Annotated in this window: 13 protein-coding genes; 7 read left to right on the top strand and 6 right to left on the bottom strand. The window is 70.5% G+C overall.

The annotated features are described in order from the left end of the window. Positions 1-188: 188 nt before the first annotated feature. From IPZ69_RS23955 to IPZ69_RS23935, 5 genes are all read right to left on the bottom strand, one after another. Entirely contained in the window at positions 189-1,562 is a 1,374-nt protein-coding gene (locus IPZ69_RS23955) for an alpha-amylase (protein WP_235456363.1), read from the bottom strand. A 154-nt stretch (positions 1,563-1,716) separates the two neighbouring features. Further along, positions 1,717-3,396, bottom strand: coding sequence for a glycoside hydrolase family 13 protein (locus IPZ69_RS23950; RefSeq protein ID WP_235456362.1), 1,680 nt, complete (start codon positions 3,394-3,396; stop codon positions 1,717-1,719). Positions 3,397-3,578: 182 nt separating this feature from the next. Then, entirely contained in the window at positions 3,579-4,496 is a 918-nt protein-coding gene (locus tag IPZ69_RS23945; protein ID WP_235456361.1) for a sugar ABC transporter permease, read from the bottom strand. A gap of 13 nt (positions 4,497-4,509) precedes the next feature. Beyond that, positions 4,510-5,511 carry a carbohydrate ABC transporter permease gene (locus IPZ69_RS23940; RefSeq protein ID WP_235456360.1) on the bottom strand — a complete coding sequence of 334 codons (1,002 nt, stop codon included), beginning with the start codon at positions 5,509-5,511 and terminating at the stop codon, positions 4,510-4,512. Positions 5,512-5,655: 144 nt separating this feature from the next. Further along, positions 5,656-6,939, bottom strand: a complete 1,284-nt coding sequence (locus IPZ69_RS23935; protein ID WP_235456358.1) for an extracellular solute-binding protein — start codon at positions 6,937-6,939, stop codon at positions 5,656-5,658. Positions 6,940-7,390: 451 nt separating this feature from the next. Between IPZ69_RS23935 and IPZ69_RS23930 the strand changes: the two genes are divergently transcribed. Continuing rightward, entirely contained in the window at positions 7,391-8,425 is a 1,035-nt protein-coding gene (locus IPZ69_RS23930) for a LacI family DNA-binding transcriptional regulator (protein WP_308407539.1), read from the top strand. A gap of 163 nt (positions 8,426-8,588) precedes the next feature. Next, a complete protein-coding gene (locus IPZ69_RS23925; RefSeq protein ID WP_235456356.1) occupies positions 8,589-9,452 on the top strand; it encodes a phosphatase PAP2 family protein in 864 nt (287 codons plus the stop codon). A gap of 282 nt (positions 9,453-9,734) precedes the next feature. Here the strand turns inward: IPZ69_RS23925 and IPZ69_RS23920 are convergent, their stop codons facing one another. After that, complete coding sequence (locus tag IPZ69_RS23920; RefSeq protein WP_235456355.1) at positions 9,735-12,761, bottom strand: bifunctional [glutamine synthetase] adenylyltransferase/[glutamine synthetase]-adenylyl-L-tyrosine phosphorylase; 3,027 nt, start codon at positions 12,759-12,761, stop codon at positions 9,735-9,737. Positions 12,762-12,929: 168 nt separating this feature from the next. Between IPZ69_RS23920 and IPZ69_RS23915 the strand changes: the two genes are divergently transcribed. From IPZ69_RS23915 to IPZ69_RS23895, 5 genes are all read left to right on the top strand, one after another. Continuing rightward, positions 12,930-13,436: a pyridoxamine 5'-phosphate oxidase family protein gene (locus IPZ69_RS23915; RefSeq protein ID WP_235456354.1), complete on the top strand. Its 507-nt coding sequence runs from the start codon at positions 12,930-12,932 to the stop codon at positions 13,434-13,436. A gap of 252 nt (positions 13,437-13,688) precedes the next feature. Then, complete coding sequence (locus IPZ69_RS23910; protein ID WP_235456415.1) at positions 13,689-14,540, top strand: alkaline phosphatase family protein; 852 nt, start codon at positions 13,689-13,691, stop codon at positions 14,538-14,540. A 1-nt stretch (position 14,541) separates the two neighbouring features. Then, a complete protein-coding gene (locus tag IPZ69_RS23905) occupies positions 14,542-15,909 on the top strand; it encodes an MFS transporter (protein WP_235456353.1) in 1,368 nt (455 codons plus the stop codon). Then, on the top strand, positions 15,906-16,925 hold the full coding sequence (locus IPZ69_RS23900) for a TolB family protein (RefSeq protein WP_235456352.1): 1,020 nt from the start codon (positions 15,906-15,908) through the stop codon (positions 16,923-16,925). Before IPZ69_RS23905 ends, IPZ69_RS23900 begins: the two co-directional genes overlap by 4 nt. Before the next feature lie 144 nt (positions 16,926-17,069). Then, entirely contained in the window at positions 17,070-17,801 is a 732-nt protein-coding gene (locus IPZ69_RS23895; RefSeq protein WP_235456351.1) for a hypothetical protein, read from the top strand. Positions 17,802-17,958 lie beyond the last annotated feature (157 nt).

Below are 17,958 nucleotides of genomic sequence, written 5' to 3'. Positions count from 1 at the left end.
GGGAACTCCTTGCGATTGCGGCTCTGTTGGGTCCGACCCCACGCCACGGCTCGGCTTCGATGCCGGGCGCCCGCGCGACCGTATCGCTGACGAAAGGTTTACAGCAAGAGGCTTGAAAGCATCGGTAAGAAATTTCAACTACCGTGACCCGCACCGCCGTGGGACAGCGGTGCGGGCCTCCGCCCGGTTCAGCAGCTCGACTTGCCCGCGTAGATCGCGAGCGCCGTGTTGCCGCCCAGGGTGGCCGTGAACTGCCCGCTGGAGTTCACCGTCACCGTCGTGTTGTTCTGGACGTCGCAGTACGTCCCGGCGGGCAGCGACGTCTGGTACGTCCGGGTCAGGGAGCTCGCCTCGTGGTTGATCGCCACGTAGCCCTTGTTCCCGCGGCCGAAGGCGATGGCCTGGTAGCCGTTGTCCCACCAGTTCGTCAGCGCCTGACCCCGGGTCGCGTTGCGGAAGGCGACCATGCGGATGATCTCCGGCCAGGCGTGCTGACACTTCCAGCCGTCCTGCCAGCAGGCGTTGACCGTGCCGCCGTTCGGCGGGCCGGCGTCCACGTCGGACCACTCGTAGCCGGAGTTGATGTCCGGGGCGCCGTAGGGGTAGGCCAGCATGAAGACGCTGGCCAGGGTGTAGTTCGCGCCGTCCTTGTAGTTGAGGGTGGAGCCGTTGCGCTCGGTGTCGTGGTTGTCGACGAAGACGCCGGCCACCGAGCTGCTCATGTAGCCCCAGCCCTCGCCGTAGTTCTTCAGGTAGGCGAGGCGCTCGTTGGTGAAGACCCGCTTGAGGTCGTAGGCGTAGCGGAACTCCTGGACGTCCCCGTTGCCCGTGTACTCGGTGGGCTGGACGGCCTCGTTGGCGCCGTAGATGACCTCCTGCTTCCAGTAGACGGACGGGTTCGTCAGGCGGGACTTGATGTTGGCGAGGTCGTCGGCGGGGATGTGCTTGGCCGCGTCGATGCGGAAGCCGTCCACGCCGAGGGTGAGCAGGTCGTTCATGTAGCCCGCGATGGCCTTGCGGACGTACTCCTCGCCGGTGTCCAGGTCGGCGAGGCCGACCAGTTCGCAGTGCTGGACGTTCCAGCGGTCGGCGTAGTTGGTGACCTGGGCCGTGCAGTCGTCGAAGTCGTAGGAGGAGTACAGGCCGGGGTAGTCGTACTTCGTGTACGACGAGCCGCCGGTGCCCGTGCCGCTCGCCGCCGCCATGTGGTTGACGACGGTGTCGACGACGACCTTGACGCCCGCCGCGTGGCAGGTGTTCACCATGCTCTGGAAGGCCGCGCGGTCGCCGAGCCGGCCGGCGATCTTGTAGCTGACCGGCTGGTACGACGTCCACCACTGCGAGCCCTGTATGTGCTCGGCGGGTGGGGAGACCTGCACGTATCCGTAGCCGGCGGGGCCGAGGGTGTTGGTGCACTCGCGGGCGACCGAGGCGTACTTCCACTCGAAGAGGACCGCGGTGACGTCCTTGGTGCCCGGTGGGGAGGCCTGCGCGACCGTCGGGGTCATGACAAGGGCGGCGGCCGTGAGGGCCAGCGCCCCGGAGAGGGTTCTGCGTGTCATGTGGGGGTTCCTTCACCGTTGAAGGCTCTTGCTGAAACCTTGCTGAAACCTTTCGGTTGGCGAGATGTTAAAGGCCCGCCACCCAAATGGGCAGCGGGCCGTTGAAAGTTGATGCAAGAAGTTACCTACTGACGGTCCGTCAGACCGCCGTCCGTCAGGCCGCCGTCCACCACACCGTGGTGTCCGCGGGCACCTTCGCCTCGCCGTCCGCCTCCGTCACCTCGTCGCTGCTGAGCAGCACACGTCCGTACGCGGGCATCGTCACCGACTCCCCCGTCGTGTTGGCGACGCACACGAACTCCCCGCGCCGGAAGGCGACGACGCCCTCGGGGGCGCGCAGCCACTCGACCGAGTCACCGGCGCCGAGGTCGGGCTGCGAGCGGCGGACGGCCAGCGCCGAGCGGTACAGCTCCAGCGTGGAACCGGCCACGCCCCGCTGCGCCTCGACGCTCAGCTCGCCCCAGCTCGCGGGCTGCGGAAGCCAGCTGCCGCCGCTGCCGAAGCCGTACGAGGAGCCCTCCCGCGTCCACGGGATCGGCACCCGGCAGCCGTCGCGGAAGCCGTCCTGGCCTTCGCCCCGGAAGAACGCCGGGTCCTGGCGCACCTCGTCGGGCAGGTCGACGACGTCCGGCAGGCCGAGCTCCTCGCCCTGGTAGACGTACGCCGAACCGGGCAGCGCCAGCATGAGGAGGCTGGCGGCGCGGGCGCGGCGCAGGCCCAGCTCGCGGTCGCCCGCGGTGCGGATCTGGGTGCCGAGGCCGGGCGGGTTGGCGAAGCGGGTGGCGTGGCGGGTGACGTCGTGGTTGGACAGCACCCAGGTGGCGGGGGCGCCGACCGGGCGCATGGCCTCCAGGGTGCGGTCGATGACCTGGCGCAGCTCCGGCGCCTCCCACTCCGTACCGAGGTACTGGAAGTTGAAGGCCTGGTGGAGCTCGTCCGGGCGGACGTAGTTGGCGGTGCGCTCGACGGTCGGCGTCCAGGCCTCCGCCACGAAGATCCGCTCGCCCGCGTACTCGTCGAGGATCGTGCGCCACTGGCGGTAGATGTCGTGCACGCCGTCCTGGTCGAAGAACGGCATGACATCGTTACCGAGCAGCTTCAACTGGTCGTGGGAACCGAGGTCCGGCAGGCCCTTCGCCTTCACCATGCCGTGGGCCACGTCGATGCGGAAGCCGTCGACGCCCATGTCCAGCCAGAACCGGAGGATGGAGCGGAACTCGTCGCCGACGGCCGGGTGCTCCCAGTTGAAGTCGGGCTGCTCGGGGGCGAAGAGGTGGAGGTACCACTCGCCGGGGGTGCCGTCCGGCTCGGTGACCCGGGTCCACGCCGGGCCGCCGAAGATCGACTCCCAGTCGTTGGGCGGGAGTTCGCCGTTCTCGCCCTTGCCGGGGCGGAAGTAGTAGCGGTCCCGCAGCGGGGAGCCGGGACCCTCGGCGAGCGCGCGCTTGAACCATTCGTGCTGGTCGGAGGAGTGGTTGGGGACCAGGTCGACGATGATGCGCAGGCCCAGCCCGTGCGCGTCGCGGATCAGCGCGTCGGCGTCGAGCAGGTTGCCGAACATGGGGTCCACGGCACGGTAGTCGGCGACGTCGTAGCCGGCGTCGGCCTGCGGCGAGGCGTAGAAGGGGCTGAGCCACACGGCGTCCACGCCGAGGTCGCGCAGATACGGAAGTCTGGAACGTACGCCCTCCAGGTCGCCCATGCCGTCGCCGTTGCTGTCGGCGAAGCTGCGCGGATAGACCTGGTAGATCACCGCGTCCCGCCACCAGTCGCGGCGCTTGGCGACGGTGGCGACGGCGGAGTTCGGTGCCGGGTCGGCGGAGTGCTGGCTCATGGCGTCCTTGATGCGAGGGGGGTCCCCCGCCCGGGTGAGGCCTGGGGCGGAGGGCTGTCGGGTCGTGGAAGCGTGGGTGGGGCGACGGGCTGGTGAGGCGGCCGCGGTGCCAGCGGGGTCGGAGGTGCACCGCGGCCGCCACCCGCGCGGACAGGCGCGCGGGAGCCTTTTCCCCGAAGGGGTCAGCCCTTCGTGCCGCCGGCGGTGAGGCCGGCGACCAGGTTCTTCTGTACGAGGTAGAAGAACGCGGACACGGGTATCGCGACCAGTACCGCGGTGGCCGCCATCAGGTTGCGCTGGGCGTCGTGCTCGCTGACGAAGCTCTGCAGACCGACGGCGAAGGTGTACTTGCTGTCGTCCAGCATGAACGTCGAGGCGAAGGCGACCTCGCCGAAGGCGGTGATGAAGTTGTAGAAGGCCGCGACCGCGAGGCCGGGCTTGGCGAGCGGCAGGATCAGCCGGGTGAAGGTGCCGAAGGGGCTCAGGCCGTCGACGCGTCCCGCCTCGTCGATCTCGAACGGGATGGTGTCGAAGTAGCCCTTGAGCAGCCAGGCGCTGTAGGGCACCGCGGTCGAGCAGTAGACGACGATCAGGCCCAGGTAGGTGTCGATGAGCTGCAGGTCCGAGAGGATCTGGTACATCGGCACGATGAGCACGGCGATCGGGAACATCTGGGTGACCAGCAGCACCCACATCAGCTTCTTGTAGCCGGGGAAGCGCATGCGGGAGACGGCGTAGCCGGTGGTCGCGGCCACCAGCACGCCGACGACCGTGGTGCCCAGCGAGACGATCAGCGAACTCTTCAGCCAGTCGAAGAAGTTCGTGTGCTGCAGGACGAACGAGTAGTTGTCGAAGGTCATCTTCGACCAGATGCCTCCGGGGTGGAGGTAGTCGTCCTTGTCCGGGCCGAGCGAGAGGAAGAGCAGCCAGGCGATCGGGAAGAGCGCGATCAGGCTCGCGACGGTCAGGATGCCGTGGGAGGCGAGGGAGCCGAGGAGGCCGCGCTCGCCGCGCCGGCGCGCCGGGCCGCGGTTCGGCGCGGCGGGAGCCTCGGGGGTCACCGGATTCTCGTCGGTGATCTCGGGTGTCGTGGTGCTCATGGGGGCTCCTGCCTCAGATCGCGAGCTGCTGCTCATTGCGGTTCAGCCAGCGGCGGTAGAACGAGGTGAAGACGATCAGGATGGCCAGCAGCAGGATGCCGTAGGCGGCGGACTGGGCGAAGTCACGCGGCTGCTGTCCGAAGCCGAGGTAGTAGGCCCAGGTGACCAGGATCTGCGCGTCGGGGGCGGTGCTGCCGAACAGCAGGAAGATGACGGCGAACTGGTTGAAGGTCCAGATGACGCCGAGGAGTACGACGGTGGAGCTGACGGACCTGAGCCCCGGCAGGGTGACGTACCGGAAGCGCTGCCAGGCGTTGGCGCCGTCCATCTCGGCGGCCTCGTAGAGGGAGGCGTCGATGGACTGCAGGCCGCCGAGCAGCGAGACCATCATGAACGGCACACCGCACCAGGTGTTGACCATGATGGCGGCGAAGCGCTGCCAGAAGGTGTCCTCCAGCCAGTCCGGCGCCGGCAGGTGGAGCGTGTGGAGGAAGGAGTTGATGATGCCGCCGTCGGCGAGCATGAAGCGCCAGCCGAACACGGTGACGAAGGTGGGCACGGCCCAGGGCAGGATCAGGACCAGCCGGTAGAAGGTGCGGCCGCGCAGCTTCTGGTTGAGCAGCAGGGCGAGGCCGAGACCGATGCCGTAGTGGAGGGCGACACAGAGCGCCGTCCACACGATCGTCCAGATGAAGTGCGACCAGAAGCGGTCGTACGACGTCGGGCCGAACAGGATGTCCTTGTAGTTGTCGAGGCCGATGAACTTGTACGTCGCATCGATGTGGTTGACGCCGATGGTGCGGGCCGTGTTGAGGCTGTTGGCGTCGGTGAGCGTCAGGTAGAGGCCGTACACCAGGGGGTAGATCACCAGGACACCGAGCACGACGACCACCGGGGCGATCATCGCGTAGGCGTACCAGTGCTTCTGGAATCCGTGCTTCAGGCGCTGGCCCAGCCCGGGCCGAGGCGCGTCACCGCGGCGCTTACCGGTCGCGCGGTCGATGGCGACTGTCATGGTTCGACACCTTCTGGATGTTCAAGGGGGACGGGCTGGGCACGGCCGGTGGCCGCCGGATCTCTCCCCCCAGTCAGAAGTGGGGGTCCCCCCTGCTCGAGCGAAGTCGAGAGCTTGGGGGAAGATCCGGCGGCCACTCGGGACTTACTTGCTGAAGTCCGGAACCAGCTTCTGGATCGCGAGCTCAACGTTGCTCAGACCCTTGTCCAGGGACTCCTTGCCACCGGCGATCTTCGGCAGCTCGGTGTCCAGCGGGCCCCACAGGGAGCTGTACTCCGGCAGCGCGGGGCGCGGCTGGGCGGCGGAGAGGACCGTGCCGTAGCCGGCGATGCCCGGGTCGGCCTTGACCTGGTCGGTGTAGGCGTCGTCGCGGGTGGGCAGCGTGGAGTTCTTCAGGGCGATGGTCGACTGGGACTTCGCCGAGGTCATGAAGTTGACGAACTTCAGCGCGGCGGCCTGGTGGGCCTTGTCGGAGCCGGCGTAGACCGAGAGGTTGTGGCCGCCGGTCGGGGCGCCCGCCTTGCCGGAGGAGCCGGCCGGGACGGTGGCGATGCCCAGGTTGGACTTGTCCGCGAAGGCCGAGCCCTTGTAGAAGTTCGTGATCTCCCAGGGGCCCTGGATGATCGCGGCGACCTTGCCGTTGACGAACGCGTCCTGGATGTGGGCGTACGCGTCGGCGGTCGTGTCGGCCTTGTGCAGGCCCTTGCCGGAGAAGAGGCCCAGCCAGGTGCCGTACGCCTTCTTGGCGGCGTCGGAGTTCACCGTGATCTTCTTGGCGGAGGCGTCGACGGTGTCGGTGCCCTCGCCGTAGAGGAAGGACTGCGCGTAGTAGGCCTGGGTGGAGCCCCAGTAACCGTCGATCTTGGTCTTGGCCTTGACCTTGGCGGCGTCGGACTTCAGCTCGTCCCAGGTCTTGGGGGCCTCGGTGATGCCGGCCTTCTTGAAGATCGCCTTGTTGTAGACGAGCGCGAGGGTGTCGGTGACGATCGGCACACCGTACGTCTTGCCCTCGTACTGGGCCTGGGTGATCAGGTTGGACTTGAACTTGTCCTTGTCCGCGAGAGCCTCGGTGCCGTCCAGCGGCAGCAGGTAGCTCTTCTTGGCGAAGGCCGGGGTCCAGCCGACCTCGGAGCGCAGGATGTCCGGGGCGCCCTTGGAACCGGCGGCGGTGTCGAACTTGTTCTGCGCCTGGTCGAAGGGGACGTTGACGTACTTGACCTTGATGTTCTTGTTGGCGGCCTCGAAGTCCTTGATCAGGGCCTGGTACGTCGGTGCCTCATTCGTGGCGTTGGACGTGTCCCACCAAGTAATGGTGACCGGGCCGGAAGCCTTGTCGCCGTTGTCGCTCCCGCTGTCGCTCCCGCCGCACGCCGTCGCCGTGAGGGCGAGGGACGCCACCAGCGCGGAGGCCGCTATGCCACGCCGCATGAGTTCTCCTTGAGGGTCAAAGCCCGAGTGGTGCAGTGAGCGGTCCCGTCCGCCGCCCCTGCGACTTGCCGACTGCGCCTTTGCGGCCGCCGGGCGTCGAGAACGTAACAGCGATGTAAGCGTTGCGAAAGACCTTGCAGAAAAAAAGTGCAAGAGAACACGACAGTTACCCCGCCGTGACCTGGGCTCTATTCCCCCGCAACCCTGATCCGCTGCCGATCAGCGGGTTGACGGACACTTGTGCAAGACTCTGCAAGCTCTTGCCATACCTTTCCGGTACGGGGATCATCCCCTTGCAGGCCGGACGACGATGACCAGCCGACCGGCCCACGAGCCGACGAGAAGGACGAGGACGCGGATGACGCAGCAACCCGCAGTGAGCCGTGGGAGCGCTCGCGCACGACGTCCGATCGGTGTGCAAGGCGAGATACGGCCGGTACAGTCCAGTGCCGTGACCACACGGCTTGCCGACATCGCAGCGCAGGCGGGGGTGAGCGAAGCGACGGTGAGCCGGGTCCTCAATGGGAAGCCGGGCGTCGCTGCCACCACCCGCCAGTCCGTGCTGGCCGCGCTGGACGTGCTCGGCTACGAGCGTCCGGTACGGCTGCGGCAGCGCAGTGAGGGCCTGGTGGGCCTGATCACGCCGGAGCTGGAGAACCCGATATTCCCCGCCCTCGCCCAGGTCATCGGCCAGGCGCTGACCCGGCAGGGATACACCCCGGTGCTCGCCACGCAGACGCCGGGCGGGTCCACCGAGGACGAGCTGACCGAGATGCTCGTGGACCGCGGGGTCGCGGGCATCATCTACGTCTCCGGACTGCACGCGGACACCACGGCCGACATGGAGCGCTACGAGCGGCTGCGGGCCCAGGGCGTGCCGTACGTGCTGGTCGACGGTTTCTCCCCGAAGGTGCAGGCGCCCTTCATCTCCCCCGACGACCGGGCGGCGATGACGCTGGCGGTGACGCACCTGGTGTCGCTGGGGCACACGCGGATCGGCCTGGCGCTGGGTCCCAAGCGGTTCGTGCCGGTGCAGCGCAAGATCGAGGGCTTCCTGCGCGCGATGCAGGACCAGCTAGGGCTGAGCCCCGAGGTGGTCGAGGCGGAGCTGGTCCAGCACTCCCTCTACACCCTGGAGGGCGGCCAGGCGGCCGCCACCTCGCTCATCGACCGGGCCTGCACGGCCATCGTCTGCGCGAGCGACATGATGGCCCTGGGCGCGATACGCGCGGCCCGGCAGCGCGGCCTGGAAGTACCCCGGGACATCTCGGTGGTGGGCTTCGACGACTCCCCCCTGATCGCCTTCACGGACCCGCCGCTGACGACGATCCGCAAGCCGGTGCCGGCGATGGGGCAGGCCTCGGTGCGCACGCTGCTGGAGGAGATCGGCGGGACTCCCGCCCCGCACAGCGAGTTCGTCTTCATGCCGGAGCTGGTGGTGCGCGGTTCGACCGCTTCGGCCCCCGGTGACCGGAATCGCCCTTGAGTCTCGCTGGAATCGTCCGGAATCGTCCTTCGGACGGAAGACCGACGGACGCGGCCACTTCCCTGGTAGGAGAGCCGGGAGTCCGTGCGCCGTAGGACATGCGTCACGGACCCGACCTTGGGATGATCTGTCGAAGAAGGCTTTTCTGGCAGACTCTGTGCCCATGAGTGACTCGACCGTGACAGAACCGGAAGGTCGCGACCAGGTGGCCGTTCCGCGGGCCGTCACGGGCGAGGGCGGGCAGGGACTTCTGCGTCGGATGCGCACTCCCCGGCGGCCCCGTCTCTGGTTCGAGATCCTGCTGATCGCGGTGAGTTACTGGACGTACTCGCTCATCCGCAACGCGGTTCCGGAGCAGCGGGGCAAGGCACTGCACAACGCCGACTGGCTGTGGCGGCTGGAGCACCACCTGGGCATCGCCGTCGAGGAGTCGGTCAACCACGGCCTGAACTCGGTGTCTTGGCTGATCGTGGGCATGAACTACTACTACGCGACGCTGCACTTCGTGGTGACGCTGGGTGTGCTGGTGTGGCTGTACCGCAGCCATCCCGGCCGCTACGCGGCGACCCGTCTGGTGCTGTTCGCGACGACGGGCGTCGCCCTGGTCGGCTACTACCTGTTCCCCCTGGCCCCGCCCCGCCTGATGCGCGGCGGCCACTTCGTCGACACCGTCATGGTCCACCACACCTGGGGTTCCATGGCGTCCGGCGATCTGAAGAACATGTCGAACCAGTACGCAGCGATGCCGTCCATGCACATCGGCTGGTCCCTGTGGTGCGGGCTGACCATCTTCGCGCTGGCCTCCGTGCCGTGGGTGCGCGTGCTGGGCCTGCTCTACCCGGCGACCACCCTGCTCGTCATCGTCGCCACCGCCAACCACTTCTGGCTCGACGCGGTCGGCGGCATCCTCTGCCTCGCCTTCGGCTTCACCGTGGCCCGGCTCTGGTACGGCGCCCTGCCCTACGCCCTCCCCCGCCCGGCACCCCACAGGAGCACGGACGGCCCACTGCTGCCGAGCGAGGCCTAGGGCCGGTCCGGCGGATCGGGCCTGAGACGCGGGGCCCTGCACGCCCATCTGCCGTGTTGTCGTCGGTTGCCGACTCCCCCACGCTCGGCTTCGCTCGCGCGGGGGACCCCCCTCGCGTCGACGCCCTCCTCCACCTTGCAGCTGCCCGCACCAGCCCCCGCTCATTGGCGCCGCAGTGGCACCGTCGGCCAGCTCCGACCTCATCCCGCCGGACCTGCCCTGAGCCCGGTCCGGCGGCCACTGCTGAGCTTCCCGGCAGGGGCCCGGCGCCCGTCCGGTGGATCACGCGGCGTAGAAGAGTTCCTCCACCACCGTGCGGGCCCGGCGGGTGGTGCGGCGGTAGGCGTCGAGCATGTCGCCGACGTGGCCGTCGCCGTAGCCGAGGTAGCGGCCGACCGCGGCGAGCTCGCGGCCGTCGGTGGGGAAGGTGTCGCCGGCCCGGCCGCGGACCAGCATGACCGCGTTGCGGACCCGAGTGGCCAGCACCCAGGCCTCGTCCAGGGTCTCGGCGTCCTCGGTGGAGATCAGGTCGGCCGCGCGGGCGGCGGCCAGCGCCTCGCGGGTACGGGTGGTGCGCAGGCCCGGCTCCACCCAGCCGTGCCGCAGCTGGAGCAGCTGGACCGTCCACTCCACGTCGGACAGGCCACCGGGGCCGAGCTTGGTGTGCAGCTTCGGGTCGGAGCCGCGCGGCAGCCGCTCGGACTCCATGCGCGCCTTCAGACGCCGGATCTCGCGCACCGCCTCGTCGCCCAGGCCCTCCACCGGGTAGCGCAGGGGGTCGATCAGGTCGACGAAACGACGGCCCAGGTCCTCGTCCCCGGCGACGGGCTCGGCCCGCAGCAGCGCCTGCGACTCCCAGACCAGGGACCAACGGCGGTAGTACGCCGCGTACGACTTGAGGGTGCGCACGAGCGGCCCGGACTTGCCCTCCGGGCGCAGGTCGGCGTCGATGAGCAGCGGCGGGTCGGCGCTGGGGACCTGCAGCAGGCGGCGCATCTCGGCGACCACCTTGCTGGCCGCCTCCGAGGCCTCCCGTTCCTCGACGCCCTCCCACGGCTCGTGCACGAACAGCACGTCGGCGTCGGAGCCGTAACCCAGCTCGTGGCCGCCGAAGCGGCCCATGCCGATGATCGTGAACCGGGTGGGCAGGGTGTCGCCCCAGCCCTCGCGGACGACGGCCCGCAGCGTGCCCGCGAGGGTCGCCGCCGTGAGGTCGGAGACCGCGCTGCCGACCCGGTCGACCAGCGCGCCCTGGTCGGGCTCGGCGGGGTTCGCCTCGGTGCCGTAGGAGTCGACGATGTCCGCGGCGGCCGTACGGAACAGCTCGCGGCGGCGGACGCCACGGGCGGCGGCGACGGCCTGCTCGGCGTTCTCGGCGCGGCCGACCGCGGCGAGGATCTCCTGTTCCAGGTGGACGCGGACGCGCGGTTCCAGCCCGCTGCCGCGGTCCCCGTCGCCGAGCAGGGCCACCGCCTCGGGGGCGCGCATCAGCAGGTCGGGGGCGAGGCGGCCGGCGGACAGGACGCGGGCGAGGTTCTCCGCCGCCGCGCCCTCGTCCCGCAACAGCCGCAGATACCAAGGGGTCTTGCCGAGCGCGTCCGAGACCTTGCGGAAGTTCAGCAGGCCCGCGTCCGGGTCGGCCGAGTCCGCGAACCAGCCCAACAGGACGGGCAGCAGGGTGCGTTGGATGGCGGCCTTGCGGGTGACGCCGGAGGCCAGCGCCTCCAGGTGGCGCAGGGCGGTGGCGGGGTCCGCGTAGCCGAGGGCGACCAGCCGTTCGCGGGCCGCCTCGGCGCTCAGCCGGGCCTCGCCCGGGGCGAGTTGGGCGACGGCGTCGAGCAGCGGGCGGTAGAAGATCTTCTCGTGCAGGCGGCGTACGACACCGGTGTGCCGCTTCCACTCGCGGGTCAGCTCGGCCACCGGGTCGGCGCGCAGCCCGAGCGAGCGGCCGAGGCGGCGCAGATCGGCGTCGCTCTCGGGGACGAGGTGGGTGCGGCGCAACCGGTAGAGCTGGATGCGGTGCTCCATGGAGCGCAGGAAGCGGTAGGCCTCGTCGAGCTGGGAACCGTCGGCGCGGCCGACGTAGCCGCCGGCGGCCAGGGCCTGCAGGGCGTCCAGCGTGGTGCCGCTGCGCAGCGAGGCGTCGGAGCGGCCGTGCACCAACTGCAGCAGCTGGACGGCGAATTCGACGTCTCTGAGGCCGCCGGGGCCCAGCTTCAGCTCGCGGTCGACCTCGGCGGCGGGGATGTTCTCGACGACGCGGCGGCGCATCTTCTGCACGTCGGCGACGAAGTTCTCGCGCTCGGCGGCCTTCCAGACCAGCGGTTCGACGGCGGCGATGTACTGCTGCCCGAGCTCCAGGTCCCCGGCCACCGGGCGGGCCTTGAGCAGCGCCTGGAACTCCCAGGTCTTGGCCCAGCGCTGGTAGTAGGCGAGGTGGCTGCTCAGGGTGCGCACGAGGGGGCCGTTGCGGCCCTCGGGGCGCAGATTGGCGTCCACGGGCCAGATGGAGCCCTCGACCGTGGTCTCCGAGCAGATCCGCATCATGTGCGAGGCGAGCTTGGTGGCCGACCTGAGCGCCTTGCCCTCGTCGGCGCCTCCCCCAGTGCCTGAAGGGCCTGGGGGTGCCCCCAGGGCCTCCCCGACGAAGATCACGTCCACGTCGGAGACGTAGTTCAGCTCGTGGCCGCCGCACTTGCCCATCGCGATCACCGCGAGCCGGCACAGCGCGGCGTCGTCGGGCGCGGCGGCCCGCGCGATGCCGAGCGCGGCCCGCAGGGTGGCGGTGGCCAGGTCGGCGAGCTCGGCGGCGGTCTCGGCGACGCCCGTGGTGCCGCACACGTCGCGGGCGGCGATGGACAGCAGGCAGCGGCGGTAGGCGACGCGCAGGGAGACCGGGTCGGTGGCCTGCGCGAGGCCCCGCTCGAACTCCTCCACCCCGGGGTGCAGGTCCCGGGGCTCGTACGTGACCAGCGCCTCCCAGTCGCGCGGATGCCGGGTGAGGTGGTCGGCGAGGGCGGCGGAGGCACCGAGGACGCCGAGCAGTCGGTCCCGCAGCGGCTTGGCGGCTATCAGCGTGTCCAGGAGCTCGCGGCGGGCCGTGGGACCGGGCTGGGCCTCCAGGAGCCGCACCAGGCCGTGCAGGGCGAGGTCCGGCTCTGCGGTGGCACCCAGTGCCTCCAGCAGGAACGGGTCGTTGCGCACGGGCGCGAGCTCGTCGCTGTCCAGCAGCCGCTCGGCGGCCGAGGGGTCCGTGAATCCGTGCCGCAGCAGCCGAGTGAACGTACTGCTCCTGCGCCCCGGCGTCATCCGCGGCCTCCCCTCGGATCAAGGTCGTCCTGGCCCGAGCCTAACCGCACCGACCGACACCGGCTCCGGGGCGGACACCGATGAGTTCCGCCGCCGTGCCCGGTCTCATCGGCGGGGAGACCGTCGACCGGTCCCCTGCGCGGGCAACCGCCGTTCCGAGGAGGCACCATGCAGGAACCCCAGGGCGAGCTGGACCGCCGTTACTCCGACCCGGACGCCGCCGCGCCCGCCTGGTCCACGGTCGCGGAGCGGCTCGCCGCGGCCGAGCTGTTCTGGATCTCCACCGTACGGCCGGACGGGCGACCGCACGTGACTCCGCTGCTCGCGGTGTGGGCGGACGGCGCGCTGCACTTCTGCACCGGCCCCGAGGAGCGCAAGGCGCGCAACCTGGAGCACAGCCCGCACGTCGTCCTCACCACCGGCACGAACACCTGGGACAAGGGCTACGACCTGGTGGTGGAGGGCGAGGCCGTGCGGGTGTCCGACGAGGGGCGGCTGCGCGCCCTGGCGGCCGCGTGGCAGGCGAAGTACGGCAGTGGCTGGCGCTTCGAGGTGCGCGACGGGTCCTTCCATCACGACTCCGGACGGGCCCTCGTCTACTCGGTGACCCCGGGGACGGTGTTCGGCTTCGGAAAGGGCGGACCGTTCAGTCAGACCCGGTGGCGCCGCGCATAGCCCCCCAGGGGGAGGCTGGGCGAGCCGGGTGTATCGCAAGCGGGCCACCGGACCGCCCCACCGGGTGCCGACTCAACTGGCCCACACTCAGGAGTAGTTCACACGGTCTTCATCCGCCCGGTTGCGGCCCGTGAGGAACGGGAATGATGGCGTGCGCATGCTCTGTCCGCACCGCCAACCCCGTCCTTCCCCCTACCGGAGGTTGATGTGTCCGGCAGTTCTGCCAGCTCGGCGTTTCGCCGTGCCCGCGCCATGGTGGCGTCCGGTACGGCCCTGGCCGCGGCCGCGATCGGGCTGTGGACCGGCCTCGGCAACGGATCCGCGCACGCCGCGGGCGCCGTGCCTTCCCCGGACCACGTGGTCGTCGTGGTCTTCGAGAACCACGCCTACAGCCAGGTCATCGGCTCCTCCAGCGCCCCGTACATCAACTCGCTGAGGACCGGCGGCGCCAACCTCAGCCAGTCCTACGCCGAGACCCACCCCAGCCAACCGAACTACTTCGCGCTGTTCTCCGGCTCCACCCAGGGCATCACGGACGACAGCTGCTACACCCCGGGCTTCTCCTCGAAGGCGAACCTGGCCTCCGAGGTGATCGCCGCGGGCCGCACGTGGGCCAGCTACAACGAGTCGCTGCCCAGCCAGGGCTCGACCACCTGCAGCAGCGGCCGCTACGCGCGCAAGCACAACCCGTGGTTCGGCTTCAGCAACGTACCGACCTCGACGGCGAAGACGTTCACCCAGTTCCCGAGCGACTACTCCACGCTCCCGCAGATGTCGTTCGTGGTCCCGAACCTGTGCAGCGACATGCACGACTGCTCGGTGTCGACCGGTGACACCTGGCTGAAGAACAACCTGGGCGCCTACGCCACCTGGGCCAAGACCCACAACAGCCTGCTCGTCGTCACCTTCGACGAGGACAACCGGCTCAGCGGCAACCGCATCCCGACCGTCCTGTACGGCCAGCAGGTGACGCCGGGGTCGTCCTCCTCCACCACCTACAACCACTACGACCTGCTGCGCACCCTGGAGGACACCCAGGGCCTCTCCGCGCACGCGGGCAACGCGGCCTCCGCCAGGGACATCACCGGCATCTGGGCGCCGTGACGTGTACGTAGCGGACAGCCGCGCGAGTTCCCCCGACGCGCCGGCCTCCGCGGAAGGCGCCGTCCGGCCCGTTGTGGCCGGGCGGCGCCGTGCCGCGGTCGCCCCCACGGTGCTCGCGCTGGGCACGGTCAGTCTGATCACCGACGTCTCGTCCGAGATGGTCACCGCGGTGCTGCCGCTGTACCTGGTGGCGGGCCTGGGCCTGTCGCCCCTGGGCTTCGGCCTCCTGGACGGCATCTACAACGGCTTCTCGGCGCTGGTCCGCCTGGCCGGGGGCCACCTGGCCGACCGGGGCGGGGGCCGCCACAAGTGGGTGGCCGGGCTCGGCTACGGCATCTCGGCCCTGTGCAAGCCGCTGCTGCTGCTCGCGCACTCCCTCACGCCCATCGGCCTGATCCTGGCCGCCGACCGCACCGGCAAGGGCCTGCGCACGGCGCCCCGCGACGCACTGATCTCCCTGTCCAGCACGCCCGAGACCCGTGGCCGCTCCTTCGGGGTGCACCGCGCGATGGACACGGCGGGCGCGCTGCTCGGGCCCCTGGCCGCCTTCCTGATCCTGCGGGCGACGGTGGACGGCTACGACGCGGTGTTCACGGTCAGCTTCTGCGTGGCCGTGACGGGTGTGCTGGTACTGGTGCTGTTCGTGCCGGGCAAGCGGGTGCCGGTCGCACAGACCCCTGAGGCCCCTCAGGGGAGCGAGGACGGTCCGGCGCAGGCCGACGCCGCGGCGCGGCCGGCCACGGACGCGGTGCGGCCCACCCTGCGCGCCGCGCTCGCCCTGCTGAGGCGGCGCGATCTGCGCCGCCTCACGATCTGCGCCCTGCTGCTGGGCCTGGCCACGGTCAGCGACTCCTTCATCTACCTCCTGCTGCAACGCCGGCTCGGCGTCCCCGACCGCTGGTTCGCCCTGCTGCCGCTGGGGACCGCCGCGGCGTTCCTGCTCCTCGCGGTGCCGCTGGGCCGCCTGGCGGACCGCGCCGGCCGCTGGCGGGTGTTCCTGGCGGGCCATGGCTCCCTGCTCCTGGCGTACGCCCTGCTGCTCACCTCCTGGCACGGCACCGCCCTGCCGTACGCGGTCCTCACCCTGCACGGCGGCTTCTACGCGGCCACCGACGGCGTGCTGATGGCCGCGGCCTCGGACCGCGTGCCCGAGGAACTGCGCTCGTCGGGCCTGGCCGTCGTCCAGACCGGACAGGCGCTGGCCCGGTTCGCCTGCTCGCTCCTGTTCGGCGCGGCCTGGACGCTGTGGGGCGACCGTACGGCCCTGGTGGCGGCGACCGCGGCACTGGCGGCGTGCGCGGCGTTCTCCTACACCCTCCGCCCGAAAAACCCGACCCCTCTGCGCCCGAAAGGCACGGCAACGGGATGACCGTACGCACCCGCATCCTGATCCTGCTCGGCGCCGTCGCCGTCCTGGCGGCCGTCGGCCTGGCCTCCGTCCTGCACGCGTCGGCCCGGGCGGACCGCCGCGACCACACCCAGGCCGGCGGCCCCCGGGTCACCTCGGGCAAGGTCACGCTCACGGGCCCCGGCCGCATGGTGTTCCGCAACATGGCCTGGGGCCCGCACCGCGACGAGCTGACCACGGTCCCGGCGACGGACCCGGCCGGCCCGCGCACCGCCTCGGGCGTCAAGTGCCTGCGTTTCTACGCCGGCTCGGGCACCGGAGTGTGCCTCCAGGCGGTGCACGGAGCCGTCTCCGACACCTACCGCGCCCTGATCCTGGACTCCCGCCTGCGCACCCGGGACCGCTACGACGTCCCGGGCATCCCGTCCCGCGCCCGGGTCTCCCCCACCGGTCGGTACGCCGCCTGGACGGCGTTCGTGGGCGGTGACTCGTACGCCGGTACGAACTTCTCCACGCGCGCGGCGATCGTGGACACCCGCACGGGACGGCTGATCCCGTCCCTGGAGGCCTTCCGGATCGTCAAGGACGGCCGTCCGTACCGCGCGGCGGACGTGAACTTCTGGGGCGTGACGTTCGCCGGGGACGACCGCACGTTCTACGCGACGCTGGCGACCGGGGGGCACACCTATCTGGTCCGGGGCGACCTGCACGCACGTACGGTCACCACCCTCCACACGAACGTCGAATGCCCCTCCCTCTCCCCCGACGGCACCCGCATCGCCTACAAGAAGCGGGTGGCGGGCCTCCCGAAGGACGCCCCCTGGCATCTGTACGTCCTCGACCTGCGCACGATGCGCGAGACGCCGCTGGCCGAGTCGAGAAGCGTCGACGACCAGGCGGTGTGGAAGGACGCCCGCACGATCGTGTACGCCCTGCCAGGGGACTACGGCGCCGATCTGTACGAGGTCCCGGCGGACGGTTCGGGGCGGGCGCGACGGATCAGCACGGCGGCGGTGTCGCCCGCCTATCTGCACTGACCGCAAGCTGCTTCTCGTGCTTCTCGGCAAGGGCTGACGACTTCTTACCGATCGCTGACGCCCAGTCGGCAGGACGCCCGTTCGGCCCCGTCCGCCTCTAGCGTGATCGACGAACGTCCTGAACATCGCTGGAAAGGCGAGAAGATGACTGTCGAGACGCTTGCGGTCTGCGCTTACCCGGACTGCACCCATCCTCCCGCGGCGCCGACGCCCGAGGACCCGGCGCCTCGTTACTGCGCTCACCCCGACCACAACGCGCTCGGGGCCTTCCGCAAGTTCCGCGCCAAGCGGCAGCAGCGCAAGGAGGAGAAGCGCCAGGTGGCCGAGGCCAAGAAGGCGGCCAAGGCAGGGACCGACACCCAGGCCGGGGAGCCGGCGGAGGCTGTGCAGGCCGCAGAGGCGGTACCGACGATGGAATCCGCGCGGGACGGGGCCACGGGCGGCCGCGACGATCTCCTGGCGCTCATGACCCGGCTGGCCACGGATCTGCCCGTCTACATCGAGGAGTTGGCGATCGTCACGGACTCGGCCGCCGCCGAGGCGCGCATCGAGACCGTGACCAAGGCCTCGGCCCAGCGGACCCTGGCCGCCGAGCAGCGCACGGCGCTGGCGGAAGAGGCCGCGGAGATGGCCATCGCCGAACTGGACGACGCCAACGAGAAGTTCGAAGCGGAGACGGAGAAGATCCGCAAGGAGACGGCGCAGCAGGTGGCCGACGCCGAGTTCGTACGGGCCGAACTGGACCGCTACCGCGAGCGGGTCGCGCAGCTCGAGGAGCGCCTCGACAAGGTGCGCGAGGAGGCGGACACGGCGCGCAGGGAGCGCGGCGACCTCGCCCTGGAGATAGAGCGCCACCGCACCTCCGCCAAGAAGTAGCAACCGGACGGCGGGAGTCCGACGACAGGCGCCGGGGTCCGGCACCGCCCTTCACAGGCGCACGATGACCAGGGCGGTGTCGTCGGTGGCGTCACCGGGCGGGAGCAGGTCGGTGAGTACGGCGTCGGCGAGGGCTTCACAGTCGTCCGCCCGGTGC

The sequence above is a fragment of the Streptomyces olivochromogenes genome, assembly GCF_021538895.1.
GTDB lineage: Bacteria > Actinomycetota > Actinomycetes > Streptomycetales > Streptomycetaceae > Streptomyces > Streptomyces olivochromogenes_A.
The sequence above is the reverse complement of the archived record's forward strand: the minus strand, read 5'-3'. Positions and strand labels throughout refer to the sequence as shown.